The organism is Nocardia brevicatena NBRC 12119, assembly GCF_000308495.1.
GTDB lineage: Bacteria > Actinomycetota > Actinomycetes > Mycobacteriales > Mycobacteriaceae > Nocardia > Nocardia brevicatena.
The window spans coordinates 180898-204419 of sequence record NZ_BAFU01000086.1 but is presented as its reverse complement, the minus strand read 5'-3'; the positions used below and the strand labels follow the sequence as shown (position 1 = coordinate 204419).

At 67.7% G+C, this 23522-nt stretch carries 25 protein-coding genes; 17 read left to right on the top strand and 8 right to left on the bottom strand.

The annotated features are described in order from the left end of the window. The first annotated feature begins 42 nt into the window (after positions 1-42). The 6 genes from pyrE to ON20_RS24140 all read left to right on the top strand — a co-directional run bounded on the left by pyrE (position 43) and on the right by ON20_RS24140 (position 4988). Positions 43-591, top strand: coding sequence for an orotate phosphoribosyltransferase (gene pyrE, locus ON20_RS24165; RefSeq protein ID WP_040838788.1), 549 nt, complete (start codon positions 43-45; stop codon positions 589-591). 70 nt (positions 592-661) lie between these two features. Further along, on the top strand, positions 662-1720 hold the full coding sequence (locus ON20_RS24160; RefSeq protein ID WP_040838987.1) for a beta-ketoacyl-ACP synthase 3: 1059 nt from the start codon (positions 662-664) through the stop codon (positions 1718-1720). A gap of 1 nt (position 1721) precedes the next feature. After that, positions 1722-2435: a lysoplasmalogenase gene (locus ON20_RS24155; protein WP_040838786.1), complete on the top strand. Its 714-nt coding sequence runs from the start codon at positions 1722-1724 to the stop codon at positions 2433-2435. 13 nt (positions 2436-2448) lie between these two features. Beyond that, positions 2449-2784, top strand: a complete 336-nt coding sequence (locus tag ON20_RS24150; RefSeq protein WP_040838784.1) for a DUF4190 domain-containing protein — start codon at positions 2449-2451, stop codon at positions 2782-2784. Between the two features lie 184 nt (positions 2785-2968). Beyond that, positions 2969-3580, top strand: coding sequence for a TrmH family RNA methyltransferase (locus ON20_RS24145; RefSeq protein ID WP_051163228.1), 612 nt, complete (start codon positions 2969-2971; stop codon positions 3578-3580). Between the two features lie 214 nt (positions 3581-3794). Then, on the top strand, positions 3795-4988 hold the full coding sequence (locus tag ON20_RS24140) for a glycoside hydrolase family 76 protein (protein WP_083865173.1): 1194 nt from the start codon (positions 3795-3797) through the stop codon (positions 4986-4988). 13 nt (positions 4989-5001) lie between these two features. Here the strand turns inward: ON20_RS24140 and ON20_RS24135 are convergent, their stop codons facing one another. Together ON20_RS24135 and ON20_RS24130 are read right to left on the bottom strand one after the other, a co-directional pair. Then, complete coding sequence (locus ON20_RS24135) at positions 5002-5685, bottom strand: DedA family protein (protein WP_051163192.1); 684 nt, start codon at positions 5683-5685, stop codon at positions 5002-5004. Positions 5686-5717: 32 nt separating this feature from the next. Next, positions 5718-6482, bottom strand: a complete 765-nt coding sequence (locus ON20_RS24130) for a VTT domain-containing protein (RefSeq protein ID WP_083865192.1) — start codon at positions 6480-6482, stop codon at positions 5718-5720. On the opposite strand from ON20_RS24130, the gene fbaA reads away from it, so the two are divergent. Then, positions 6415-7758, top strand: a complete 1344-nt coding sequence (gene fbaA, locus ON20_RS24125; RefSeq protein ID WP_306306873.1) for a class II fructose-bisphosphate aldolase — start codon at positions 6415-6417, stop codon at positions 7756-7758. The genes ON20_RS24130 and fbaA overlap by 68 nt on opposite strands. Positions 7759-7786: 28 nt before the next feature. After that, complete coding sequence (locus ON20_RS24120) at positions 7787-8905, top strand: BTAD domain-containing putative transcriptional regulator (RefSeq protein ID WP_040838781.1); 1119 nt, start codon at positions 7787-7789, stop codon at positions 8903-8905. Positions 8906-9002: 97 nt separating this feature from the next. On the opposite strand, the gene ON20_RS24115 is transcribed toward ON20_RS24120, so the two are convergent. Next, positions 9003-9242: an SLOG cluster 4 domain-containing protein gene (locus ON20_RS24115; protein ID WP_040838780.1), complete on the bottom strand. Its 240-nt coding sequence runs from the start codon at positions 9240-9242 to the stop codon at positions 9003-9005. Between ON20_RS24115 and ON20_RS24110 the strand changes: the two genes are divergently transcribed. From ON20_RS24110 to ON20_RS24100, 3 genes are all read left to right on the top strand, one after another. Further along, on the top strand, positions 9214-10053 hold the full coding sequence (locus ON20_RS24110) for a formylglycine-generating enzyme family protein (RefSeq protein ID WP_083865172.1): 840 nt from the start codon (positions 9214-9216) through the stop codon (positions 10051-10053). The genes ON20_RS24115 and ON20_RS24110 overlap by 29 nt on opposite strands. 4 nt (positions 10054-10057) lie before the next feature. Further along, the gene (locus ON20_RS24105; protein WP_051163188.1) at positions 10058-10468 is read left to right on the top strand and encodes an NUDIX hydrolase; all 411 of its coding nucleotides are present in this window, start codon (positions 10058-10060) and stop codon (positions 10466-10468) included. Positions 10469-10710: 242 nt separating this feature from the next. After that, a complete protein-coding gene (locus tag ON20_RS24100; RefSeq protein ID WP_040838778.1) occupies positions 10711-12183 on the top strand; it encodes a glycoside hydrolase family 183 protein in 1473 nt (490 codons plus the stop codon). 17 nt (positions 12184-12200) lie between these two features. Here ON20_RS24100 and ON20_RS24095 read toward each other — a convergent pair whose 3' ends face one another. Further along, positions 12201-13268, bottom strand: coding sequence for a fused (3R)-hydroxyacyl-ACP dehydratase subunits HadA/HadB (locus ON20_RS24095; protein ID WP_040838978.1), 1068 nt, complete (start codon positions 13266-13268; stop codon positions 12201-12203). Positions 13269-13356: 88 nt separating this feature from the next. Further along, entirely contained in the window at positions 13357-15687 is a 2331-nt protein-coding gene (locus ON20_RS39180) for an Rv0361 family membrane protein (protein ID WP_245547437.1), read from the bottom strand. An 84-nt stretch (positions 15688-15771) separates the two neighbouring features. On the opposite strand from ON20_RS39180, the gene ON20_RS24085 reads away from it, so the two are divergent. Then, positions 15772-16215, top strand: a complete 444-nt coding sequence (locus ON20_RS24085; protein ID WP_040838973.1) for a DUF3151 domain-containing protein — start codon at positions 15772-15774, stop codon at positions 16213-16215. Between the two features lie 17 nt (positions 16216-16232). Continuing rightward, positions 16233-17381, top strand: a complete 1149-nt coding sequence (locus ON20_RS24080; RefSeq protein WP_174361927.1) for an FUSC family protein — start codon at positions 16233-16235, stop codon at positions 17379-17381. Between the two features lie 205 nt (positions 17382-17586). Here the strand turns inward: ON20_RS24080 and ON20_RS24075 are convergent, their stop codons facing one another. Together ON20_RS24075 and ON20_RS24070 are read right to left on the bottom strand one after the other, a co-directional pair. Then, positions 17587-18366 (bottom strand): site-2 protease family protein, encoded by a 780-nt coding sequence (locus tag ON20_RS24075; RefSeq protein WP_040838775.1) that lies wholly within the window; start codon positions 18364-18366, stop codon positions 17587-17589. Beyond that, the gene (locus ON20_RS24070) at positions 18363-19022 is read right to left on the bottom strand and encodes a hypothetical protein (RefSeq protein WP_040838773.1); all 660 of its coding nucleotides are present in this window, start codon (positions 19020-19022) and stop codon (positions 18363-18365) included. Before ON20_RS24070 ends, ON20_RS24075 begins: the two co-directional genes overlap by 4 nt. 198 nt (positions 19023-19220) lie before the next feature. Between ON20_RS24070 and ON20_RS24065 the strand changes: the two genes are divergently transcribed. After that, positions 19221-20510 (top strand): adenylosuccinate synthase, encoded by a 1290-nt coding sequence (locus ON20_RS24065; RefSeq protein WP_040838771.1) that lies wholly within the window; start codon positions 19221-19223, stop codon positions 20508-20510. Positions 20511-21081: 571 nt separating this feature from the next. Continuing rightward, the gene (locus tag ON20_RS24060) at positions 21082-21381 is read left to right on the top strand and encodes a hypothetical protein (protein WP_157228968.1); all 300 of its coding nucleotides are present in this window, start codon (positions 21082-21084) and stop codon (positions 21379-21381) included. Positions 21382-21427: 46 nt separating this feature from the next. Here ON20_RS24060 and ON20_RS24055 read toward each other — a convergent pair whose 3' ends face one another. After that, on the bottom strand, positions 21428-21682 hold the full coding sequence (locus tag ON20_RS24055) for a hypothetical protein (protein ID WP_040838768.1): 255 nt from the start codon (positions 21680-21682) through the stop codon (positions 21428-21430). A gap of 60 nt (positions 21683-21742) precedes the next feature. On the opposite strand from ON20_RS24055, the gene yczR reads away from it, so the two are divergent. Next, a complete protein-coding gene (gene yczR / locus ON20_RS24050; protein WP_040838767.1) occupies positions 21743-23248 on the top strand; it encodes a MocR-like transcription factor YczR in 1506 nt (501 codons plus the stop codon). Beyond that, on the top strand, positions 23239-23496 hold the full coding sequence (locus ON20_RS24045; RefSeq protein WP_218002599.1) for a hypothetical protein: 258 nt from the start codon (positions 23239-23241) through the stop codon (positions 23494-23496). The genes yczR and ON20_RS24045 overlap by 10 nt, the downstream gene beginning before the upstream one ends. The last annotated feature ends 26 nt before the right edge of the window (positions 23497-23522 follow it).

Below are 23522 nucleotides of genomic sequence, written 5' to 3'. Positions count from 1 at the left end.
CCCCGGCGCGAGCGAGGCGGGCTCATGCTTGAAAGGACACGGATGATCGACCGGGCAGCAACCGATCGGGACAGCTTGGCCGCGCTGGTGCGCGAACTCGCCGTGGTGCACGGCAGGGTGACCCTGTCGTCCGGTAAGGAGGCCGACTACTACGTCGACCTGCGCCGCGCGACCCTGCATCACCGGGCGGGCCCACTGATCGGGAAACTGCTGCGCGATCTGGTCGCGGACTGGGACTTCGCCGCGGTGGGCGGGCTGACCATGGGCGCCGATCCGGTCGCGCTGGCCATGATGCACGCCCCTGGCCGCCCGATCGATGCCTTCGTGGTGCGTAAAGCCGCCAAGACGCACGGTATGCAACGGCAGATCGAAGGTCCGGATGTGGCGGGTAAGCGGGTTCTCGTCGTCGAGGACACCACCACCACCGGCAATTCCCCGCTCACGGCGGTGCGCGCGCTGCGGACCGCGGGCGCGACGGTGGTCGGGGTGGCGACGGTTGTCGATCGGGAAACAGGCGCCGACCAGGTCATCGCCGCGGAAGGGTTGGAATACCGTTCTATCCTCGGATTGAAGGATCTGGCTCTGGGCTGAGGTTTTGCCGGGACTTTGCTCTCGGTAGCCTGGTGCCTGTTTTGTTAGGTTTGTGAAGGGTCGTGAGCTCATGGTGAGCATTGCCGGCAAAAAGGGGCATGACAACGTCGCAATGCTCGGTATCGGGGCCTACCGGCCACGGCGCGTCGTGAGCAACGACGAAGTGTGTCAGGTTCTCGATTCCACCGGCCAATGGATCTATGAGCGCACCGGTATCCGCAACCGGCGCTGGATCAGTGGCGACGAGACGTTGCGGTCGATCTCGGCGGCCGCGGGGAAACGTGCCCTGGCCAACAGCGGTATCGACCGGTCCGAGATCGGCATGTTGATCCTGTGCACCTCCAGCTGGCTCAAGCTGACCCCGCACGGCGCTCCCATCGTCGCCTCCGATCTCGGGATGAACGGTATCCCCGCCTTCGATCTCACCTCCGGATGCGGAGGTTTCGGCTACGGCCTCGGTATCGCCGCCGACCTGATCCGCGCGGGCTCCGCCGACTATGTGCTGGTGATCGGCGCAGAGACCATGACCGTTGGTCTCGACCCCACCGACCGCGGAACCGCCATGATCTTCGGGGACGGTGCGGGCGCGGTCGTGGTCGGACCCAGCGAGGAGAACGGTATCTCCCCGACGGTCTGGGGCAGTGACGGCGAGAACGCCGAGGCCATCGCGCAGGACGTCGACTTCCTCGAGTACATGCACCGGGCCCAGGCTCTCCAGGGCACCGATCCCGCGGTGGAACCGGTGGGCCGGATGGCACTGCGTATGGAGGGCCCCCGCGTTTTCCGGTGGGCGGCGGTCACGCTGCCCCGGGCGTTGTCGAGCACACTCGAGGTCTCCGGGGTCTCCAAGGACGATATCGAGGTCTTTGTCCCGCACCAGGCCAATGCCCGGATCAACGAGCTGATGAAGAAGAACCTCGGGCTGGCCGACGAGATCCCGATGGCGAACGATATCGAGAACACCGGCAATACCTCCGCCGCGTCGATTCCGCTGGCCATGGAGGAGATGCTGGTCACCGGTAAGGCCAAGGGCGGGCAGTTGGCGCTGCTGCTCGGTTTCGGCGCGGGCCTGAGTTACGCAGGCCAGGTGGTGACGTTACCGCCCGTGCCCGCCGAGCCGAGTTTCTGATATGCGCCCGTTCCGGCTCGGTTTCCTGGCGGCCACCACGGTGACCGTGCTCGCCGCGCTCACCGGTCGCGACCGGCTCCAATGGGTGTCCAAACCGCTGATGATGCCGCTGCTGGCGGCCGATATCGCCACCGCTGGTGTCGAGCTCGGGACCAGCGACCGGACACTGCTGCTGGGTTTGCTCGGCGCCGCCACCGTAGGCGATGTGCTGCTGATCGAGCCGGACGACGACCGCCGGCTGGTCGCGGGCGCGTCGTCGTTCGCGGTGATGCAGGCAGGATACGCCGCTCTGTGGGCCCGGCACGGCGGCCGACCTCGGCCGGCGGTCGCTTTCCCCCGGGTACTGGCCTGGCTCGGCGCGGGTGCGCTGCTGCGCGCCGAGGCCCCCGCCCTCGCCGCGCCGCTCACCGCCTACGGTGCCATGCTGGGAACGGCGGGTGTGCTGGCCGGCGATCCCGACCTGGCCCCCGGCGCGCGTCGGGTCGCCGGGGTGAATGTGCCGAACGCCGATCCGCGTAGTCGGGTGGGGCTGGGTTCGCTGCTGTTCACGGTGTCCGACGGATTGATCGTGCTGCGCCGGCTGTACGTCCGGGGAACCCGGGCCCGACGGGTGGCCGAAGCCGTCATCCTGGGCACCTACGGCGCGGCGCAGTACCTGCTCGCCGATCCTGCCGTGCATGCCCGCGACAACGGTCGGGTGGTCGTACCGCGCTGATTACTATCGTCGAATGGATTACCCGCCACCTCGATACGGTTACCCGGCCTACGGTCCGCCGCCGCCGGACCATCCGCAGGCCACCACCGTCCTGATTCTCGGCCTGCTCGGGGTTGTGTTCTGCCAGCTCGTCGCGCCGTTTGCGTGGGTGATGGGCAAGCGGGCGCTCAACGAGATCGACGCCTCCGGCGGCACGGTCGGTGGGCGTAACTCGGTCATGGCGGGGTATGTCTGCGGGATCATCGGCACGGTCTTCATCGTGCTGGCCGTTATCGGCGTGATCGTCTGGCTCGTGGCTCTCTTCGCCGCCATCGGAACCTCGGGCACCACCGTCGACTCCCGATGGTGAACCGGCCCGGTAGAAGGGCTATCCGCCGCCGGGTGTGTGGGGAACACGCCTTAGCATCGTCGGAGTGACCACATCAGTACCGGCGGAGGCGGGGCCGCCCGCCGCCGCGGAACACCGGTCGGAGCCGGACGACCCCGCCGAACCCGGGCCCGGCCCCACCGAATGGGGCGAGCACCCCCGCGGGGTGGGGCCGTGGGCGCAGGAGTACGGCACCGCGCCGCCGGATGACGACCGGCTGGACCCGGTACTGCTCGCCGAGGGCGACCGCCGCAATGTGGTGGACGCCTACCGCTACTGGACTCGCGAGGCGATCGTCGCGGATATCGACCGGCGCCGGCATCCTTTCCATATCGCCATCGAGAACTTCGGTCACGATGCCAATATCGGCGCCGTGGTGCGCACGGCGAACGCCTTCGCCGCGGCCGCGGTACATATCGTCGGCCGGCGCCGCTGGAACCGCCGCGGTGCCATGGTGACCGACCGATATCAGCACATCGTCCATCATCCCGATATCGAGGCCCTGCTCGAATTCGTCCGGGCGCGGGACCTGACGGTGGTCGCGGTGGACAATGTCCCCGGCTCAATCCCCTTGGAAACCGTTCGGCTGCCCCGCAGCTGTCTGCTGCTCTTCGGGCAGGAGGGCCCGGGTGTCACGACGGCCGCCCGGGAGGCGGCCGTGCTCACGGTGTCCATCGCTCAGTTCGGGTCCACTCGCAGTATCAATGCCGGGGTGGCCGCGGGGATTGCCATGCATACCTGGATTCGCCAGCATGCCGACCTGACCACCGCGTGGTGAACGGCCGCCGAACGGGTCGGCTCGGCGGGCCGGGCGCCGGAGTGGGCGCTCTTTGCGTTAACCCCTATTGACGCGCTGCCGTTCCGTTTCCGCGCGTGTGGCCGGTACCGATTCCGAACAGACGGCGACACGATGGCCGGCAAGCGAACGATTCCGCGTCGACTTCATAACAATCGAACAGCATGAAACCGGACCTTCCTGGCACCATGGCCCTATGACCTCGCGGAGCGACGATCTCGACGTACCGCGGCCCGTTTCCGTGCCGCAGCAACCGAAACGGTCGGGCACGACCTCCGCGGTGTGGTCCGAACGCGCCGATATAGCCGAAGCAGCGGTACTGTCGCGGCACCTGCGGACTCTGTGGTGTCTCCCCGGCACCGCGCTGGCGGTGGTGGGTTGGCCGCCGACCCGGCGGGAACGATTCTTCCTGACCTGGCACTACTGGTGGCAGGCGCATCTGATCGACTGCGCCGTCGACGCCGCGAACCGAGCGTCGACGCCGGCGCGACGCCGGCGCATCGCCACCGTCATCCGTGCCCATCGCATTCGCAACATCACCGGTTGGACCAATCGGTACTACGACGACATGGCCTGGCTGGTCCTGGCCCTGGAACGCGCTCGGCGCACCCAGGGGATCGACGAGGCGCGCGGTGGACTGGCCCCGCTGGAGCGCGAACTGTACGACGCCTGGGCCCCGGAGCAGGGCGGCGGTATCCCGTGGCGCGTCGGCGTGGACTTCTACAATGCGCCCGCCAACGGCCCCGCCGGTATCGCGCTGGCCCGGCTCGGCCGCTACGAGCGGGCCGTCGAGATGGCCGACTGGATCGATGCGACGCTGCGCGACCCCGACACCGGTCTGATCTTCGACGGTATCCACCTGCCCTCCGGAGAGACCGAACGCCCGATCTACACCTACTGCCAGGGTGTGGTGCTGGGCCTGGAAACCGAGCTCGCGGCCCGTACCGCCGAACCCGGGCACCGCGACCGGGTGCATCGATTACTTCACGCGGTGGAGGAGAACCTGACCACCGACGGCGTCGTGCACGGCGGCAGCGGCGGAGACGGTGGCCTGTTCAACGGGATTCTGATCCGGTATCTCGCGCAGGTCGCGCTCATGCTCCCGGGGGACGGCCACGACCAGGTGGGCGATCGGCGGATCGCGGCACGGATCGTCCTGGAATCGGCGGCCGCCGCCTGGGCGAACCGCCTGGAGGTGGACGGCGAGCCGCTGTTCGGCCACGACTGGTCCCGCCCGGCCGAACTGCCCGCCGGAAGCGCGAGAGCGGGCGAGCTGTCCCCGGGCGGTTCGGTCACCTCCTCCTGGATGCCGGCTCGCGACCTGTCGGTGCAGCTGTCGGGGTGGATGCTCATGGAGGCCGCCCACCTGGTCGGTGCGGCGGGGCTGTAACCCTCGCCGGCCGTCAGCTCTCGGCCGGCTGGGCCGAGTCGAGGTCGAAGTCCTCGGCCGGCTGCGACATCTCCTGCCGATACCGCAGGACCCCGATCACCGTGCCGATAACCAGTCCGAGTATCAGCAGCCCGATCACCACCGGCATCAGCCACGACACGCGCTGGATGAAGCTGCCCGCGTAGTACCCGATCAGCAGGAGGACCGGTGCCCAGATAATCGCCCCGAGGGTACTGGCCACGGTGTACCGGCGATGGTCCATACCGGCCGCTCCCGCCACCATGGGGCACAGCGTCCGCACCCACGGAATCCAGCGGGCGATCAAAACGGCGACGAAACCGTGCCGTTGCAGCAACTCGGTCACCCGGGCCAGGTTTCGGGTATTGACGATGCGCCCGTTACGGCGGGCGACCAGATGATGGCCGGTGCGCTGACCCACGGCATAACCGACCTGATTGCCCACGATGGCCGCGGCCATGGCCCCCACCGACAGCAGCCATACCTGGGTTTCGCCGGTGCTGTGCGAGGCCATTACGACTCCCGCGGTGAGCAGCATCGAGTCCCCGGGCAGAAACAGCCCGATGATGAACGCGCACTCGAGGAAGACGAAGGTCAGCACCACCGTCCAGACAAGCGCGGGCCCGGCGGAGATAAGCGGTTCGAAGCTCCCCATGGCCCGAATCTCGGAACTTGCCATGCAGTGGAGCGAGGATGTCGTCGACGCCACCACTACCGGATAGGGGTCTCGCTCGCAGTGGTCATCCCTGCCCTCTCGGCGTTCACCGCCGGCAAGGGCCGGGTGTTGGGCAGCGGTTCCCTCGCGTCACCCACCGCCGGCAGTTCGGCGGTCGTGATCAGGTCTTGGTCGACGTCGGATTCGTCGGTGGACCCGGCCGGGGCATCCCGGTCCAACAGTTTGCGCGCGATAGCGCTGATCCCCGGCAGGATCGAGATGAACACGATGAGCAGGAAGATCGCTTCGACATGATCGCGGATGAACGCGACATTGCCCAGGAAGTATCCGAGCACGGTCACCCCGCCACCCCACAGCACCGCGCCGACGATGTCGAAGGCGATGTACCGGCGGTAGCTCATCTGCGAGACGCCCGCCAGCACCGGCATGAAGGTGCGGGCGACCGGCACGAACCGGGCCAGGACGATGGCCTTCGGCCCGTGCTTTTCGAAGAATTCGTGGGTCTCGGTGATGTAGCGCTTCTTGAAGAAACGGGTGTCCTCCTTGTGGAACAGCCGTGGACCGATCGACCGTCCGATCCAGTAGGCGCACTGGTCACCGGCGAACGCCACGGCGGCGACCGCGGGCACCAGCACCCAGACCGATGTGGGGGGGCTCGGCTGTGCCGCCAGCAGACCGCCGGTGAACAGCAGTGAATCGCCGGGAAGGAGGGGGAACAGCAGACCGGTCTCGATGAAGACGATCACCAGAATGGCCGGGAGCACGGCACTCTTCAGCCAGGTCTCGGTGAGCAGGTGCATAGGGTCGAGCAGTTCGGTCAGAGCCAGATTGCTCGTCACCGCGTCGGAGGCTGCCAGCGCAATCACCCGGCCCACAGTACCGGTTCATCGTCCACTCGGCCCGGCGCGTCGCCGGATTCGTCCCCCGCCGGGGGCTACCGGACGACGCGGCCGACGCCCCTGGTACCGGAGGGAATGGGCCTGCCTTAGGGTATGGGCGGAAACGGACATTTGTCTGCAGCACTACACGGAGGTCTTCACAGTGCCGATCGCGACTCCGGAGGTCTACGCCGAGATGCTCGGTCGGGCCAAGGCGAACTCCTTCGCCTACCCGGCCATCAACTGCACTTCGTCGGAGACGATCAACGCGGCCATCAAAGGCTTCGCCGACGCGGGCAGCGATGGCATCATCCAGTTCTCGACCGGCGGCTCGGAGTTCGGTTCCGGTCAGGGCGTCAAGGATATGGTGACCGGTGCGGTGGCGCTGGCCGAGTTCGCGCATGTGGTGGCCGCCAAATACGACGTCACCATCGCGCTGCACACCGACCACTGCCCCAAGGACAAGCTGGACGGTTTCGTGCGGCCGCTGCTGGTCCTCTCCCAGGAGCGGGTCAACGCCGGTAAGAACCCGTTGTTCCAGTCACATATGTGGGACGGCTCGGCGATCCCGATCGACGAGAACCTACAGATCGCCCAAGAGCTGCTGAAGCTCAGCAAGGCGGCCAACATCATCCTCGAGGTCGAGATCGGCGTCGTCGGCGGTGAGGAGGACGGTGTCGAGGCGGAGATCAACGAGAAGCTCTACACCTCCCCCGCGGACTTCGAGAAGACCATCGACGCCCTCGGCGCCGGGGAGAACGGCAAGTATCTGCTCGCCGCCACCTTCGGCAATGTGCACGGCGTGTACAAGCCCGGCAATGTGGTGCTGCGGCCCGAGGTGCTGGCCGAGGGCCAGCGGGTGGCGGCCGCCAAGCTCGGCCTGGCCGCCGATGCGCAGCCGTTCGATTTCGTCTTCCACGGCGGATCGGGCTCGCTGAAGTCGGAGATCGACGACTCGCTGCGCTACGGCGTGGTGAAGATGAACGTCGACACCGACACCCAGTACGCGTTCACCCGGCCGGTCGCCGCCCATATGTTCACCAACTACGACGGTGTGCTGAAGGTGGATGGCGAGGTCGGCAACAAGAAGGCCTACGATCCGCGCAGCTACCTGAAGAAGGCCGAACTGTCGATGGCCGAGCGGGTCGTGGAGGCCTGTAACGACCTGAGGTCCGCGGGTCGCTCGATCAGCGCCTGACCGGCAGCCTTCGATCCGCGGTACGTGAATGCGTCTCGAGGTGCGTGTGCTCGGGCCCGTCCGGCTGTTCGTCGACGGTGAGCCGATAGCGGTCGGCGGGCCGAAGCCACGGGCCTTGGTGGCGGCACTGGCGGTGAATCGGCGACGTGCCGTGTCGTCGGTCGCCTTGGCCGATATGGTCTGGAACGAGGACCCGCCCGATTCCTACGCCGCCAGCCTGCAGGTGTTCATCTCGAACATCCGCAAGGCGCTGCGCAACGCGGGCGTGGACGCGGCGGCGGTGTTGCGCACCGAGTCGGCGGGTTATCGGCTGGAGATCGACGATGATGCCTGCGACCTGGGCCGGTTCGCGGCCGCCCGGGACGCGGGTGTCCGAGCGGCCGAGGCGGGTGATCATGTCTTCGCCGCGCGGCTGTTCGCCACCGCGTTACGCGAATGGGACGGTCGGGCACTGGCCGATCTCGTCGGGTTCGGATTCGCGGACAGTTTCGCCATTGCCATGGACGAAGAGCGGCTGCTCGCCGCGTCCGCGCGGATCGACGCCGAAATCGCCTGCGGCCGAGCGTCGTCGGTAATCGGTGAGCTGGTCGCGATGACCACCGAGCACCCCCTGCGGGAGCCGCTGTGGGGGCAGCTCATCACCGCGCTGTACCTGTCCGGGCGGCAGGCCGACGCCCTCGACGCCTGTCGTCGGGTGCGTACGGTCCTGGCCGACCAACTCGGTATCGATCCGGGTCCGGACCTCATCGAGTTGGAACGGCGGGTCCTGCGACAGGAGCCGATCGATACCGTCGAACTGAAGCGTGTCGGGCGGGTCGCCGCGGCGATGGACGAAACCGTCACCGAGGAACCGCGTATGGTGCGCAGCGGCCAACTGCGGCTACCGGACGGCCGGGTGGTCGTGGTCGCGCCCACCGGGCTTCGGATCGGCCGGATGACCGATAACGATCTGGTGCTCGAGGACCCCAAGGCCAGCCGATATCACGCGCAGATCATCCCAGGGCGGGTCGGTCTGCTGATCAAGGATCTGCATTCGGCCAACGGGGTCTATGTCAATGAGCGGCCGATCGACGAGCCCGTCGCCCTCGTCGATGGCGATTCGATCCGGATCGGCTCGACGGTACTGGAATTCCGGGCCGCGCGCTGAAGCCGCGCCACAGATTCCAATCGGCACAGCCGGGCGTACGCCCGATGGACACAGCCGGACGCAGGGGACCGACACTCTCGAACTTCTGGAATACCGTTCAGCCGCGGTCAGCGAGCGCCAATGCGCGGGTGACGGCTTCTTCCGGGGTTTCGGTGCGTATGGCCGCACCGACTTCGCTGCCATCGACGTCGGTAGCGCGCCATCCACCGATGGAGGTCACGGGCACGCCGCCGCGTCTGTTGGCGAGCGCCAGTTCGGAGAGCGTTCCCCATGAGCCGCCGACGGTGATCACCGCATCGGCAGACCAGATGAGCACAGCATTGCGGGCCTCGCCCATTCCCCCGCTACGCCATCGTCGCCCTGGATGGCGAGCGTGTTGCCGGCTCGACCGACATCCGGTCACCAACGCCCAGTTCGCCGAGTTCGTCGACGACACCGGATGGGTTACCGCCGCACAGCAGCGCGGCGCCGGCCTGGTGTACGGCCCGGACTACTGGAGGGAGATCCCGGGGATTTCGTGGCTGCACCCGCACCCCGATATCGAGGCGGTCCGCGACCGCCCCGATCACCCGGTGGTGCACGTAGACCACGCCGACGCCATCGCGTATGCCCGGTGGGCGGGCAAACGCCTGCCCACCGAGACCGAATGGGAGTATGCAGCCCACGGCCCGCAGTGGCGCGCATGGCCGTGGGGCTCAACCTGGTCGGTGACGGCGGCCAATACCGCCGAGCACTGGGCCAGGTGTGAGCTACGGTCACTCGCGGACTGGAAGGACTGGTACGCGAAGCACTGGCGCGAGCACGGCCCCGCACCAGCGACTACCCCGGTCTGCCGGTTCCCCGAGTCCGTCTCTCCGTTCGGATGCCACGACATGACAGGCAACGTCACCGAGTGGACCTCGAGTCACTACCGTCCGTACGGGCCGCATAGCTACGCCGCCGGGTTCGAAACCGCGGCACGCTTGGGTTATATCGTTGCCCGCGGCGGGTCCTGGAAAATGATGCGCTTGCAGACCCGGACCAGTGAACGGATATGCGGCGTACCCGATTACGAAGCATACGACCTCGGATTCCGCTGCGCCGCCGACCTGCCCGCTCTCCCTTCACGACCCGCTGTCGATGCCGCATCCGCCGATCATGAGGAGTAGCCACATGCCTGAAGGTTCCAACATCATCCTCCGCAACTCCAACAACGAGGTGTTGTTCTTTCTGCGGGACGACAAGCCCGACATCCCGTGCCCCGGCATGTGGGCGTTGCTCGGCGGCTACCGCGAGCCAGGGGAAACCCCGCTCGAGTGCGTTATTCGCGAGATCAAGGAAGAGATTGGGGTTGTCCTGGATCCGGCAGAGGTCACCCACCACTGCACGCGCAGGCGGCCCTGGGGCCTACTCGAACACACCTTCACCGCCCACCGCGATCTCGACCTGGACCAGACCACCCTCACCGAGGGACAAAAACTGAAGTGGTTCAGCCAGACCGAATGCGCGGAGACAACGCTGGGGTTCGAGGAGAACGAGATGATGGCCGCGTACTTCGCCGGCGAACAGCACCCGGTGAGCTGATCAGCAGACCAGACGACCGGTGCGTCCCAACCGATGCACCGGCTGTTGGCGACGTACGCCTGGCATGGGCGATTACTTGGGCTGTGAGTCCCCTGGAGAAGAGCTGGTGTCGACTTCAATCCTCGCGGACGGCACGCGATGAGAAGGCCCGCTCGCGGTATTCGTCTCGGGTATGGTCTGTCCTGGCGTGTACCCACGCCGTACAGGGCTGTACCGGGTATTTCGAAATACCGAGGGGAGCAATGACGGTGAGGCGGGTGCTGGCCGCGCTGGGCGCGGTGGTGTTGGGAGCCGGCGGGTTTCACCATGCGGCGCCGCCGTGGGCCGGTGCGGTTCCGTCGGTGGTGCCGACCGGGGTCGCGGGCAGTGGAGCGTGCGCGACCGACCCGAAACCGGTGCATGAATCGCTGGTTCCGAAAACTCTCGAGATGCCGGTCTCGTATCCCGTTGTCACCGTTGTCCCGCCCGAACCGCCCGAACCGGAACCGGTGCGCACGACGATGACCCTGCCGGCCGATCCGTGCACCGATCCCTGTCCGGACCTCACCGCCGAGACGGCCCCTGCGCCGAGCCTGGCCAACCGCCTCGGTATTCCCGAAATCCTGTTGAAGCCCAAGCCTTTCTACTTCGCACTGCCGGGGCCGGGGCCGGATCCCGGCACGGTACCGCCCCCGCCGCCGCGCCTCACCCCCGATGTCGAAGCGGCTCCGGTTGCGCCGCAGCGTCCCGCGCCCCGGGTCGGCGCGGTCCGAGAGGTCGCCAAACAGACGGGGGCGCATTCGGTGAACCGCACCGATAAACGCTGGCAGGTGCACGGCACCGATCTGGGCATCATGTGGGAAAGCGCACCGGGCGAGATCGCCACCGTCTTCGGCGATACCATCGGCCGCGGTTTCCATCCGCCGGGCGGTATGGGCGGTGACTGGCGCAGCAACGTGCTCGCCTTCAGCACCGACCGAGAGCTCGCCGACGGAATGAGCTACGACCGGATGGTCACCGACGGTCGCTGCCACGCCGCCGAGATACTGGCGAGCCGCAAACTCGACAATATCGAGATCACCACCATCCCCACTTCGGGCTTCGCGCTCGGCGGCCGGCAGTACCTGAGCTATATGTCGATCCGCACCTGGCAGAGCATCCCGGGCACCTTCTACACCAACTACGGAGGTATCGCCTATTCCGACGACGGTGGACAGACCTGGGTCAAGGATCCGCACGTCCGCTGGGAGAATATTTTCGGGCTGGCGAATTTCCAGGTCAGCGCCATGGTTCCGCACGGCGACCACGTGTACATGTTCGGGACCCCCAATACCCGACTGGGTTCGGTCGGGCTGGCCCGGGTGGCCAGGGACGAAATCCTCAACACCACGGCCTACCAGTACTGGCGTGACGGCGCGTGGACCCCGGTCGGGGGCGCCGCCACCGCGACACCGATCGTCGACGGACCCGTGGGCGAGCTCTCGGTCCGCTACGACACGAGTCGTGGAGTGTGGCAGATGAGCTATCTCGATACCGCCAAGGCCGCGATCGTGCTGCGTGAATCGGATACTCCGCAAGGGGTGTGGTCCCCAGGGACGCCGACAGTGAGCGTGCTCGACTACCCGGAACTGTACGGCGGTTTCATCCACCCCTGGTCCTCGGATGCGGATCTGTACTTCACGATCAGCACTTGGAGCGACTACAACGTCTACCTGATGCACGCCGAACTGGAGTAGCCGGACGGTGCCGCGGCTCAGCTCAGCCGCACCTCCGCGATGGCGCGGCCGAACAATTTGCGACCGGCGGACCTGCCGTCCAGTAGGATCGTCGCCATTCGGTGGTCGGGATCGAGTGACTTGATCCGTCCGGACAATTCGATGATGCCCGCCTCGTTGGCGGGAACCGGGACGAAGCCCGCGAACCGCACACTGAACTTCTCGATCGCGGTGGGGTTACCCAGCCAGTCGGTGAGCCTGCCCGCGACCAAACCCATGGTCAGCAGCCCGTGCGCGACGACTCCCGGCAATCCGGCCGGCCGAGCCACATGATCGCTGAAGTGGATCGGGTTGGTATCGCCGGAGACACCCGCGTAGTTCACCAGATCCCCGCGGGTAAGCCGCACCGTATGCACAGGAAGCCGATCACCGACCGCCAGCGAGTCGAACACGGGAACGGTCTGCACGGGCGGGCGCGGGGGTACCGGCGGCGGTGTCCCGGCCGGCAGTGGGGCCAGTTCCTCCAAAAGGTCGAGTTCGTCGAGCCGGACTCGCTCGTCGGCGGGGCGGCCCGGCATCGAGACGTTCTCGATGGTGGCCGCCAGCTCCGGATCGATCCGCGCGTTTCGACGGGCCACCAGGGTCGTCGAACCGGTCACGGCCACCTCGCCGCGCTGATTGCGCAGGATGAACGGGGCATGGATGAAATCGCCTTCGCCGAATCGGCGAATGGACTCGATCGCGATCTCGCTGACGATCGAATCACCCGCCACGATCGGCCGATGCGCATGGAAGACCTGATCGGTCTGCACCATCTGGGCCAGGTCGTATTCGGTGAGCACGGTGTCCAGCAGCGAGCGGGTGCCGGTCATCCCGATCACCGCGGCGAAGGTCGGCGGGGCGATGAGACCCGGATAGCCGAGCCGGTGCGCGGCGTCCTCGTATCGGTGCACGGGGTGATCGTTGCGCACCGCCCGAGCGAATTCACGGATCTTCTCGCGGCCGACCTCGTAATGGTCACGAACCCGGAACCGGCGTCCGGGCAGCGTCGCCGACTGCACTGCCGTCTCGTCGGCCGGCGATGGAGTTGCTTGTTCGGAGCCCATGATCAGCCGCAATCGTACTGCCCTCCCGGACCGGTGACCAGGTGTGCGATGTCACTCCACTTGATGCCGGTACGAGGAGCGCCGTTCGTCACGGGGTACCGCTGGTCGGTTCGCACACCTTCCAGCCGTCCTCGGTCCGCTGTAGGTCGAAGGTGCGTGCAGAGTTCTCCTGGTTGTTCTCGCCCTTCACGGTGGCCTGGGCCAGAGCCGTATCCCCGGTGATCTGGATGGCGTCGACACCGGTCACCACCGGCAGGGTGCCCTCGTCCTTCGCCTGCCGGTGCACACCGTCGAACTGTTCGGCGGACATGCCCTGGTAGTAGTCGTGCAGCTCGCCGCAGGTGGCCGACTGCAATGCCGCCAGGTCGCCGTTGGTGAGCGCGCGGGTGTAGTCACCGATCACCGCACGGATCTGCGCCTGCGGGGAATCGTCCTCGGATCCCACCATGACGGCCACCACGATCAGGACGAGGACCAGCGCAGCGGCCGCGGCGACCGCGAGCAGCCACCGCTTGGGCCGCCCCGGCGCCGGCGGTGCCGCCGCGGCGTCCGGCTGGACGCGCTGCGGTGGGGCGAGCCCCGGGGTGCCGACACGCTGATCGGCCACGGTCGGTTTCGTATCGGCAGGCGAGGGCGCCCCACCCACGGGCCGCGGGGGAGCGGGATGACGCGCCGGCGGCTGTCCGCCACCCGGGCGCGGTCCGCGCTGATCCGGACCCGACGGCCCCTGGGGGCCGGGCTGTCTCGGTCCCGCCGTGGAGCGGGGAGTGCTCGGCGGCTTGGCCAGTGGCCGACGGGTACCCGCATCGACCCGGTCGGTGCCGCCCGGCGCCTTCTCACCAGGGTTCGCGGCCTTCTTCAGGTCGGCCATGTTGATGCGCTCGGTGGGCGCGTTCTCGGGTTTCTGCGCGGGCATGGCGGTGGTCGGTGGGTCGTCCGATTTCCGCGGGGCGGGAATCTTCTGGGTCTTCGCATCCGGCCCGGTGCCGCCTCGCCCGGACGTATCGGCCGGCCGATGCCCACCTCGCTTCGGCGCGGCCTTCTTCAGGTCGGCCATGTTGATGCGCTCGGTGGGCGCGTTCTCGGGTTTCTGTCCCGACAGTGGGGAGGCGGGGGCGTTCGGCCGCTGCGCGAGGGAGATACGTTCCGTCTTCGCGTCCGGCCCGGCGGCAGCGGACTTCCCGGAGCCGGTGGCGGTATCGGAAGGTCGGGCCTTGTCGGTGTCGCCGGCTGTACCCCGCTCGCCGGGTTGCCGATTGACGGCCTTCTTCAGATCGGCCATGTCAACACGTTCGGTGGGTGCGTTGTCGGGTGCCTGCCCGGGCGGTGCGACGGTAGGCGCGTCCTCCGGTTTCGACGCGACGAGCGTCTCCTCCTCCGGTTCGGACACGGTGGGCGTCGTCCTGTCATCCGGTTCGGACGCGGCGGGTGTCTCCCCGCTCGGTTGGGGTGCGGCGGGTGTCTTCTCGTCCGGTTGGGGCGCGGTGGATGTCTTCTCGCTCGACTCGGACGGGGCGGGTGTTTTCCCGCTCGGCTCCGACATGCCGGACACGTCCTCGTCCGCTTCCGGCGCACCGGAGGTCTTCGCGTCCGTGTCGACCTCGGCGGCCGCGGCAGCCTCCGGTGTGGAGATGTTCTCCGGTGCCTCGGTGCTCGTCTCCGTGGCCGAGGTGGTCTCCCCGTCCAGCGGGACGGCCTCGGCCGACGCGGCGGTGTCGGCCCGTTCGTCCACATGGACGGATTCCGTCTCCGCGCCGACGGGCTTCTCTTCCGTCTTCGGGGACTCGGATTCGTCCTCGCCCGTCTCGGTATCGGACGCGCCCGACGCGGCTGCGACCTCGGTCTCCGAATCCCCGTCGGCAACCGTGTCGCCGGGGTCACCCTTCTCGGTGCCGGGGGAGGTGCCGAGGCCGGAACCATCGCTCTCGGCGGTGTCCTCCGATCCGCCGCGCTGTTCGGAATCCGGTGTCGGTGTCCCGGTCCGGGGGGTGGCCTCCGCACCTTTCGCATCGCCACCCCGCTCCGTGGCATCCGGGTCGCCTTCGGCGCCGGGATCGGAGAGTCCGGCCTCGGATGTCGGCGAGTCGTCCGCGTGTCCCCCTTCGCCGTTGCGGTCCTCGTCCGGGCCACCGTTCGGGTCCGCGTCGGCGGCGCCGTTCGGCTTCGGCTCCCGGGCCCGCGCGGTCTCGGCTTCGTTCGCCGTACCGTCCTCGGACGGTGTCGAGGTGTCGGCCGCGGCGCCCTCGCCCACGCGCCCCGAATCGGATGTGTCCGCGTCCGGCTTTCCGGAAGCGGGTTCGGGAGTGTCGATGGCTGTTCCCTGTTCGGCGGACGGGGCCCTGCGCTGGTCGTCGGGCGCGGACGGTTCTCGATCGTTCGAGGCGCGTTTCGGGTTCTTGTCGTCGTTCGGGTGGGACACCACAACCCCTCGCTCGGCAGTTCACGGATGACGTAGACAAGCCAGCCTATCGAGCATTCCGGTCGGCGGTGCACAATGAACCGCATGACCTCGTTCGGTGACCTGCTCGGCCCCCAGCCGGTACTCCTGCCAGAAATCCAGGACGCGGAAGAAGCGCTGCGCAGCGGCACCGATCCGGTGCGGGTCGCGGCCGCCCATCCGGCGGCTTCGATCGCCTGGGCGCAGCTGGCCGAGGACGCTCTCGCCCGGGCGGAGCAGGCGGACGAACCCGTCAATTCCGATAGCGTCGCTGCCTACGCCTTCGCCCGCACCGGTTACCACCGCGGCCTCGACCTGCTGCGTCGTAACGGCTGGAAAGGGTTCGGTCCGGTGCCGTGGAGCCACGAGCCCAACCGCGGCTTCCTGCGCAGTGTCGCGGCACTGGCCAAGGCCGCCCGAACCATCGGCGAATCCGACGAATATGCTCGCTGTCTGGATCTGCTGGAAGACTGCGATCCCCGAGCCGCGAGCGAGCTCGGCCTGGACTGACCCGATATACGTTTCACTTGACCGCTCCGAATTCTCGTACAGCATTCACCGGGATCGGGGGCGCCGCTCGGTTGCGGCGCTCCTGGGCCCGTTTGCGGCTGTCGGCGCTGCCGATTCTGCAGTGTTCGATCGCCGCCGCATTGGCCTGGTTCCTGGCCCGCCATGTCGTCGGTCACGAGCTGCCGTTCTTCGCGCCCACCGCCGCGGTGGTCTCGATCGGGGTCTCTTTCGGCGCGCGGTTGCGGCGGTCGGTGGAGTTGGTGGTCGGTGTCGCGGTCGGTATCGGTATCGGTGATGTGTTCATCACTTACGCCGGGACCGGCACCTGGCAGATCGCGTTGGTCGTCGCGGTGGCCACGGCGCTGGCGGTGTTCCTGGACGGGGGCAGCGTCATCACCATGCAGGCCGCCGGCTCGGCCGTCCTGGTGGCCACGCTCATGCCGCCGGGGGTGGGTGGCAGCTTCAGCCGCATGATCGATGCCTTGGTCGGCGGGCTGGTGGGGGTGGTGGTCGTCGCCGCAATCCCGTTGCATCCGGTGCGGCGCGCCCGCGACCAGGCCGGTGCCGTCCTCCACACCATGGCCACGGCGCTCACCGACTGCGCCGACGGCCTGCTCGAACAGGATCCGGGCAAGATCCACCAGGCCCTGACCGCCGTCCGCGGCACCCAGTCGCAGCTGGAATCCCTGCGTAAAACCCTGGAGGGCGGCCGGGAGATCAGCCGGATCGCACCGCTGTACTGGAATTCCCGGGGCCGTCTCGAGACTCTGCGTTCGGCCGCGGACCCGCTCGACAACGCCGTCCGCAATACCAGGGTGTTGCTGCGGCGTTCGCTCACCTTGGTACGTGACGACGAAATCCTCGATCCGCGGCTGATCGAGGAGGTGCAGCAGCTGTCCCAGGCTGTGGGCGTGGTCCGCAAGATGGTGCTCGCCGACCCCGGCGAACAACCCGACCGCGCCGAGGCCGCGCGGGTACTGCGTTCGGTGGCGAAGCAGGCACGGCCGGAACTGGTGGACGGTGCCGGGCTTTCCGCGCATGTGGTGTTCGCCCAGCTCCGCTCCACACTGGTGGATCTCATGCAGGTCTGCGGGGTGCAGCGGATCTCGGCGATCGCGCTGTTGCCGCCGACGGTCCCCAATCCTTTTGTCACACCGCAGAAGTGATGTACCGCCGGGAACCGCGTGGCTCCCGACACGGAGTGAGTACGTCGAATCGGTGATCTCCGGGTAGTCGACTACTCGGGTGGCCCACTCCTGTCGCCTCTACCGTGACACCGCGACCGGAGCCGGCGAGGGGTGGTTTCGGTCGGATACTTCGCCCGTACACCGCGCATTCGCCCGTCCCGGCCGATATGGCGACGCCGCGGCGTCAGGTCCAGAACCGGGTCAGGTAGCTGCCGTAACGCGACCAGTTCGACGGCACCCCGGACACCTCGTACAGCGCGTAGACGGCGTCGAAGAACACCTGGTTGATCGCCGGGGTGAACAACAGGGCGAACAGGATCAGCATGCCGAACGGTTTGAACTGCTCCAGTGCGCGCCTGGTCCGGTAGCTCAGCGACGGTTCCACGATCCCGTATCCGTCCAGCCCGGGAATCGGCAACAGATTCAGCAGTGTCGCGGTGATCTGCAGGAACGCCAGAAAGCTCAGGCCGAACCAGAACACCGGATGTTCACCGGCACTGCCGAACAGCCGCACCACCACCAGCAGCGCCACCGCGCAGACCGCGTTCACCGCCGGACCCGCCCCGCTGATCAGCCGCTGCGTCCGGGCCGGCACCTGATGTGCGTGCACGTACACCGCGCCACCCGGCAACCCGATTCCGCCGAGGGCGATGAACATCATCGGCAGGACGATCGACAGCAGCGGGTGGCTGTACTTCAGCGGATTCAACGTCAGGTATCCGCGCAGCTCCACCTCGCGGTCCCCGGCCCGCCACGCCGTATAGGCGTGCGCGAACTCGTGCAGGCACAGGGTGACGATCCAGCCGGCGACCACCAGGACGAATACCGCGGCCTTGGCCCGTATCGAATCGAACTCGGCGTCCCAGGCCAACACCCCGCCCGCGATCGTCACGGCGAGCACCAGCAGAAACACCGGGCTCGGCCGCACCGCGCCCCGACGTAGCGCCGACCCCGGGAAACTCATCGGACCAGCAGCCAGGGTTCGTGGTGCCGGTAGAAACTCGACCGCGGCACCGGCCGCTCGTCGGCGATCCCGTCCCGGGTGACCAGCGCGCTGGGGGTGCCCAGCTGCGCGGCCCGACCGGAGACCCACCGCCGCCGGCGGAACCGCCGGGGTACGGCCGCCCGCACCCCCGGCTGTTCCAGGGACGGGGAGACCAGCATGGTGGGGACCCGACCGGAGAACAGCCGCGTATCGTCCACATACGCCTCGCCTTCCAGGCGGTCGCCGTCGGGTCCGGTGATCTTGGCCCGGCCCACCAGCACCCGCCCGGTGTCGTCGCGGATCAGCGGTGCCTTCTCGGCCTTGCCCTGCAGTGCCTGTTTGGCCGCGGCGTTACCGGTGGCGAGCTGATACGCCCGCGACGCGTAGGTCTTCTCCAGCGGCACATAACCGACCTCGACGTGCAGTCGTTCGGTGCGCATCAGATGGGTCAGCACGGTCGCCAGCGCGGCATCGGAGCCCAATACGATCAGCCGGGGCAGGCTGTCGGCGGACAGTACCGGCAGCAGTTCGTCGATCTGGTCGGTATCCGGAATCGCGCCCGTCTGGCTGGCCGACTGTGCGGCGAGGGCGATGGGCACCGGGACATCGGCACAGCGGAGAACGTGGTTACTCAACCTGCCGCACACCCTCCTAGCCCGTGGGCCTTCAGTCTAAAGGGCATCCCGGGGTATCTCCCGCAGTGGGCTCACCGGAACACCGTGGCCGGGTCCGGTTCGGGGGGTCGGCTAGACTGTGCTTCCGGCTTCCTCCCCGTTACGGCAGGTAGCTGCAGCACAGGATGTGTTGCGCGTCGAACCGTAGGAGACACGACCATGCCGGCAATCGTCCTCATCGGCGCCCAGTGGGGCGACGAGGGCAAGGGCAAAGCGACCGACCTGCTCGGTGGCCGCGTCCAGTGGGTGGTGCGGTACCAGGGCGGTAACAATGCCGGCCACACGGTGGTGCTGCCCAATGGCGAGAACTTCGCGCTGCACCTCATCCCCTCCGGCATACTCACCCCGGGCGTCACCAATGTCATCGGCAACGGTGTCGTGGTCGATCCGGGCGTACTGCTCACGGAGTTGGCCGGGTTGGACGAACGCGGTGTCGACACCTCGCGGCTGCTGCTGTCGGCCGACGCGCATCTGATCATGCCGTATCACGTGGCCATCGATAAGGTGACCGAACGCTTTCTGGGCAACAAGAAGATCGGCACCACGGGGCGCGGGATCGGACCCTGTTATCAGGACAAGGTCGCCCGGGTCGGGGTGCGGGCCGCCGATGTGTTGGACGAGAAGATCCTCACCCAGAAGGTGGAGGCCGCCCTGGAGTTCAAGAACCAGGTGCTGGTGAAGATCTACAATCGGCGGGCGCTGGATCCACAGCAGGTCGTCGACGAGGTCCTCGGTCAGGCCGAGAAGTTCGCGCACCGGATCGCCGATACCCGGCTGCGGCTGAACGAGGCGCTGGAACGCGGGGAGACCGTACTGCTGGAGGGTTCACAGGGCACCCTGCTCGATGTGGATCACGGCACCTACCCGTATGTGACCTCCTCGAACCCGACCTCCGGCGGCGCCGCGGTCGGCGCGGGTATCGGTCCCAACCGGATCAATACGGTCCTGGGCATCCTCAAGTGCTACACCACCCGCGTGGGCTCGGGACCGTTCCCCACCGAACTGTTCGACGAGCACGGCGCCTACCTGGCCAAGACCGGTGGGGAGGTGGGTGTCACCACCGGGCGCGCCCGACGGTGCGGCTGGTTCGACGCGGTGATCGCCCGCTACGCCACCCGGGTCAATGGGATCACCGACTACTTCCTCACCAAACTCGATGTGCTGTCGAGTCTGGACCGGGTGCCGATCTGTGTGGCCTACGAGATCGACGGACGGCGGGTCGAGCACATGCCGACCACACAGACCGAATTCCATCACGCCAAGCCGATTTTCGAGGAGATGCCCGGCTGGTGGGAGGATATTTCCGGGGCGCGCAGCTTCGCGGACCTGCCGGCGAACGCGCAGGCGTATGTGCATCGGTTGGAGGAGCTTTCGGGCGCCCGGATCTCCTGTATCGGTGTCGGTCCGGGACGTGATCAGACCATCGTCCGGCACGACGTTCTCGCCTGAACCGGTTCGAACTTTCCCGGATCCGGCGACGGAATCACGCACGTCGGGAACCGTTCCGTTCTATATTCGCCGTTCCCCCTGAGGAATACGGCCATTTAAAGTAAGAGCACGGCTCGGAACCGGCCGATGATCCGACGCGCGAGCGAGTTCGAGGCTATCCGTACGGCGCTCATCGGCACCGACCAGGTAGGCGCGGTCCTTACCGGCGAGGCCTGCGTGGGCAAGACCACCTTGGCGCGGCAGACGGCGACCGCCGTCGGCGGCAATATCCGTTGGGTCGCCGGCACCGAACCGGCACGCGGTATTCCGCTGGGTGTTTTCGCGCATATGGTCGGGGGGTACACCGCGCGCCGGTTGCGTGGTCGGCTGTACTCGGCGGTGGAAGGACACCTCTACCGGGTCTGCCCCAAACTGGATGTCACCGACCGTGAGTCCCTGGCGGCCCTGCTGCGCGGCGAATCCAGGCCCTGCACCGGGCGGATGGCTGCCGCGAGGACCGCGGGCCTGCCGTCGCGCGCGGTATCGGATACGCTGGCCGCCCGGTGTCGAACACCTGGTGCAGGAGGTGACCATGCTCCACCCATTCCGTCGTACCGCGGTACTGCCGGCTCTTTCCGCCGCGCTGCTGGCCCTCTCGGCCGTGCTTGCCGGCTGCGGTGTGCCGGACCGGCCCGAACCGGTGGTGTCCGCCTCGGTCACCGGGGCCCCGTCGCCCACCGAGAGCCCGCAGCAGCGCGATCGCCGTATCCGGGACGAGCTCGTCGAACTCGGCTGCGATACCAATTCGTGTATCCAGACCTACTTCGCCTGCCGCGACGGGTATCTCTCCGGCGAGATGTGCGATTTCTACCGGAAACACCCGTTGGAGTGAGCGGGCGGGACTATCAACCAGTCCAGATGGAAAAACTGGACTGGTATCAATTCACCCTTCGCTGTGGCTCCGCGTACACGGGCCCCTCGGCCCCGTCGCTTCGCCGCGACTCGGCCTGTCCCTTCGCCGCGCTCGGATCGAGGTACCAGCGGACGTCCCCGTGGGGCGATTCGGGGAGATCCGCGATCGGACCGCGGGGCCGATAGTGTTCGATGAGCTCGGGAATCCGTGATTCCCGCAGGTATCGGTACGCGAAAGTGGTGAACACGGCCAGGACGATCAGGGTCACGAGAAGGTTCATGGACTCAGCATGCGACAACTGGACTTGTTCTTGAATAGCCACTGACCCAATACTGGACTTATGGCACTGCGAGCGATCAGCGCAACCGGACTGGCCCGCGACCTAGGGCGCTGGCGGCATATCGACGATCCGGCGGGCAATGGCGCCGCACGCAAGACCGGCCGCCCCGCCTACCTGGCCCTGGCCGAAGGTATCCGGCTGCTGATTCACGACGGCCGCGCACCCCTGGGGGTGGCGCTGCCGAGCGAACGCGAGCTGGCCACCGTCCTCGGCGTGAGTCGCACGACCGTGACGACCTGCTACGCGCTGCTGCGGGAACACGGCTATCTCATCACCCGCCAGGGCTCGCGCAGTACGGTCGCCCTGCCCCCAACGGTTCAGCACGACGGTCGTAAGGCCACCCGAAGCCTCTTGGTGGGCATGGGCGAACCGGAGCAGCCGGCCGTGGACCTCACCTATGCCGCCATGGCCGCGCCCCCGGAGATGTCGGACGCGTATTCATATGCGCTCCAAGGACTTCGGTCCTACCTGGGGAGTCACGGTATGGACCCTGTCGGTGTACTCGCCCTCCGCGAGGCCCTCGCCCGCCGCTACACCCGCCGCGGACTTCCCACCGAACCGGACCAACTCCTGGTCACCCTCGGCGCCCAGCACGGTCTGCGTCTGCTGCTCAACGCCCTGGCCCCACCGATGTCCCGGGTGCTGATCGACCATCCCACCTATCCCAATGCCATCGAGGCCATCCGCGATGTGGGCGCCCGCCCGATCCCGGTGCCGCTGCGTCCGGAATTTCCCGACGCCGGCTGGGACCTCGACGGTATCCGCAGCGCCGCACGACAGACCGCGGCCACCCTGGCCTACCTGGTACCCGACCACAACAACCCCACCGGCTTGCTCATGGGGGCCGCCGACCGCGCCGAGTTGGTCGCCATCGCCCGCGAGACCCGCATGACGGTCATCGTCGACGAATCCATGGCGGATCTGACCCTCACCGACGCCCCCCCGCCGCCACCCGTGGCGTCTTTCGCCCAGGGCAGCGAGGTGATCACCATCGGTTCGGCCTCCAAATCCTTCTGGGGAGGCCTGCGGGTGGGTTGGATACGCGCCGGCCGGTCGCTGATCACCCGGCTTCTCGGTATTCGCTCCACCGTCGACCTGGGCACCCCGCTCATGGATCAGCTGGCCGCCACCCACCTGTTCGAGCACGCGGATTCCATCCTCGCCCGCCGCCGCGAACAGTTGGGCGCCCAACGCGCCGCCTTGCTCGACGCGCTGGCCACCGAGCTCCCCGACTGGCGCGTCGGCCCCGGGGTGGGCGGTATGTCGGTATGGGTCCAACTTCCCGCGCCGGTTTCCACGTCCCTGGCCGCCACGGCCCCCAATCACGGCGTACTCCTGGCCGCCGGCCCGCGTTTCGGCGTCCAGGGTTCCTTCGAACGGTTCCTCCGTATTCCTTACACCCACCCCGAGGCCGACCTCCGCCGCGCGGCCACCGCCATCGCCTCCGCCTACGCGACTCTCGGCCCCCACGCCGCCGAGCCTCTACAGCCGCTTACGTGCTACTGAGCCCTGGTCGGCAGGTTCGGCTCGGTCGGTTCCTCACCGGATGCCAGGTCGAGCCGGTTGGCCTCGAGGTCGCCGAAGCCGCAGGAATCCTGTGCGGTAAAGCCGGGACCGCGGACATGGTGGATGCCACTGTCGTTGTCATGGCGGCAGGTCTCGGTGCCCTCATCCGGACCTCGGATCCGAACGATATTCGCAAACTGATCGATGCCCTGGGCAGCAAACCCGCCCCGGTCGTACGGACGGTGTAACGGAGCCTGTCTTCCGACAATTCGAT

Excerpts from the sequence above, each read along its gene's own strand:
- ON20_RS24085 (WP_040838973.1), top strand. The coding sequence starts at position 15,772 with ATGACCTCGTTCGGTGACCTGCTCGGCCCCCAGCCGGTACTCCTGCCA.
- fbaA (WP_306306873.1), top strand. The coding sequence starts at position 6,415 with ATGAAGACGATCACCAGAATGGCCGGGAGCACGGCACTCTTCAGCCAG.
- ON20_RS24120 (WP_040838781.1), top strand. The coding sequence starts at position 7,787 with ATGCGTCTCGAGGTGCGTGTGCTCGGGCCCGTCCGGCTGTTCGTCGAC.
- ON20_RS24150 (WP_040838784.1), top strand. The coding sequence starts at position 2,449 with ATGGATTACCCGCCACCTCGATACGGTTACCCGGCCTACGGTCCGCCG.
- pyrE (WP_040838788.1), top strand. The coding sequence starts at position 43 with ATGATCGACCGGGCAGCAACCGATCGGGACAGCTTGGCCGCGCTGGTG.
- yczR (WP_040838767.1), top strand. The coding sequence starts at position 21,743 with ATGGCACTGCGAGCGATCAGCGCAACCGGACTGGCCCGCGACCTAGGG.
- ON20_RS24100 (WP_040838778.1), top strand. The coding sequence starts at position 10,711 with ATGACGGTGAGGCGGGTGCTGGCCGCGCTGGGCGCGGTGGTGTTGGGA.
- ON20_RS24140 (WP_083865173.1), top strand. The coding sequence starts at position 3,795 with ATGACCTCGCGGAGCGACGATCTCGACGTACCGCGGCCCGTTTCCGTG.
- ON20_RS24130 (WP_083865192.1), bottom strand. The coding sequence starts at position 6,482 with ATGCACCTGCTCACCGAGACCTGGCTGAAGAGTGCCGTGCTCCCGGCC.
- ON20_RS24115 (WP_040838780.1), bottom strand. The coding sequence starts at position 9,242 with ATGGGCGAGGCCCGCAATGCTGTGCTCATCTGGTCTGCCGATGCGGTG.
- ON20_RS24095 (WP_040838978.1), bottom strand. The coding sequence starts at position 13,268 with ATGGGCTCCGAACAAGCAACTCCATCGCCGGCCGACGAGACGGCAGTG.
- ON20_RS24055 (WP_040838768.1), bottom strand. The coding sequence starts at position 21,682 with ATGAACCTTCTCGTGACCCTGATCGTCCTGGCCGTGTTCACCACTTTC.
- ON20_RS24065 (WP_040838771.1), top strand. The coding sequence starts at position 19,221 with ATGCCGGCAATCGTCCTCATCGGCGCCCAGTGGGGCGACGAGGGCAAG.
- ON20_RS24135 (WP_051163192.1), bottom strand. The coding sequence starts at position 5,685 with ATGGCAAGTTCCGAGATTCGGGCCATGGGGAGCTTCGAACCGCTTATC.
- ON20_RS24060 (WP_157228968.1), top strand. The coding sequence starts at position 21,082 with ATGCTCCACCCATTCCGTCGTACCGCGGTACTGCCGGCTCTTTCCGCC.
- ON20_RS24160 (WP_040838987.1), top strand. The coding sequence starts at position 662 with ATGGTGAGCATTGCCGGCAAAAAGGGGCATGACAACGTCGCAATGCTC.
- ON20_RS24110 (WP_083865172.1), top strand. The coding sequence starts at position 9,214 with ATGAGCACAGCATTGCGGGCCTCGCCCATTCCCCCGCTACGCCATCGT.
- ON20_RS24105 (WP_051163188.1), top strand. The coding sequence starts at position 10,058 with ATGCCTGAAGGTTCCAACATCATCCTCCGCAACTCCAACAACGAGGTG.
- ON20_RS24155 (WP_040838786.1), top strand. The coding sequence starts at position 1,722 with ATGCGCCCGTTCCGGCTCGGTTTCCTGGCGGCCACCACGGTGACCGTG.
- ON20_RS24075 (WP_040838775.1), bottom strand. The coding sequence starts at position 18,366 with ATGAGTTTCCCGGGGTCGGCGCTACGTCGGGGCGCGGTGCGGCCGAGC.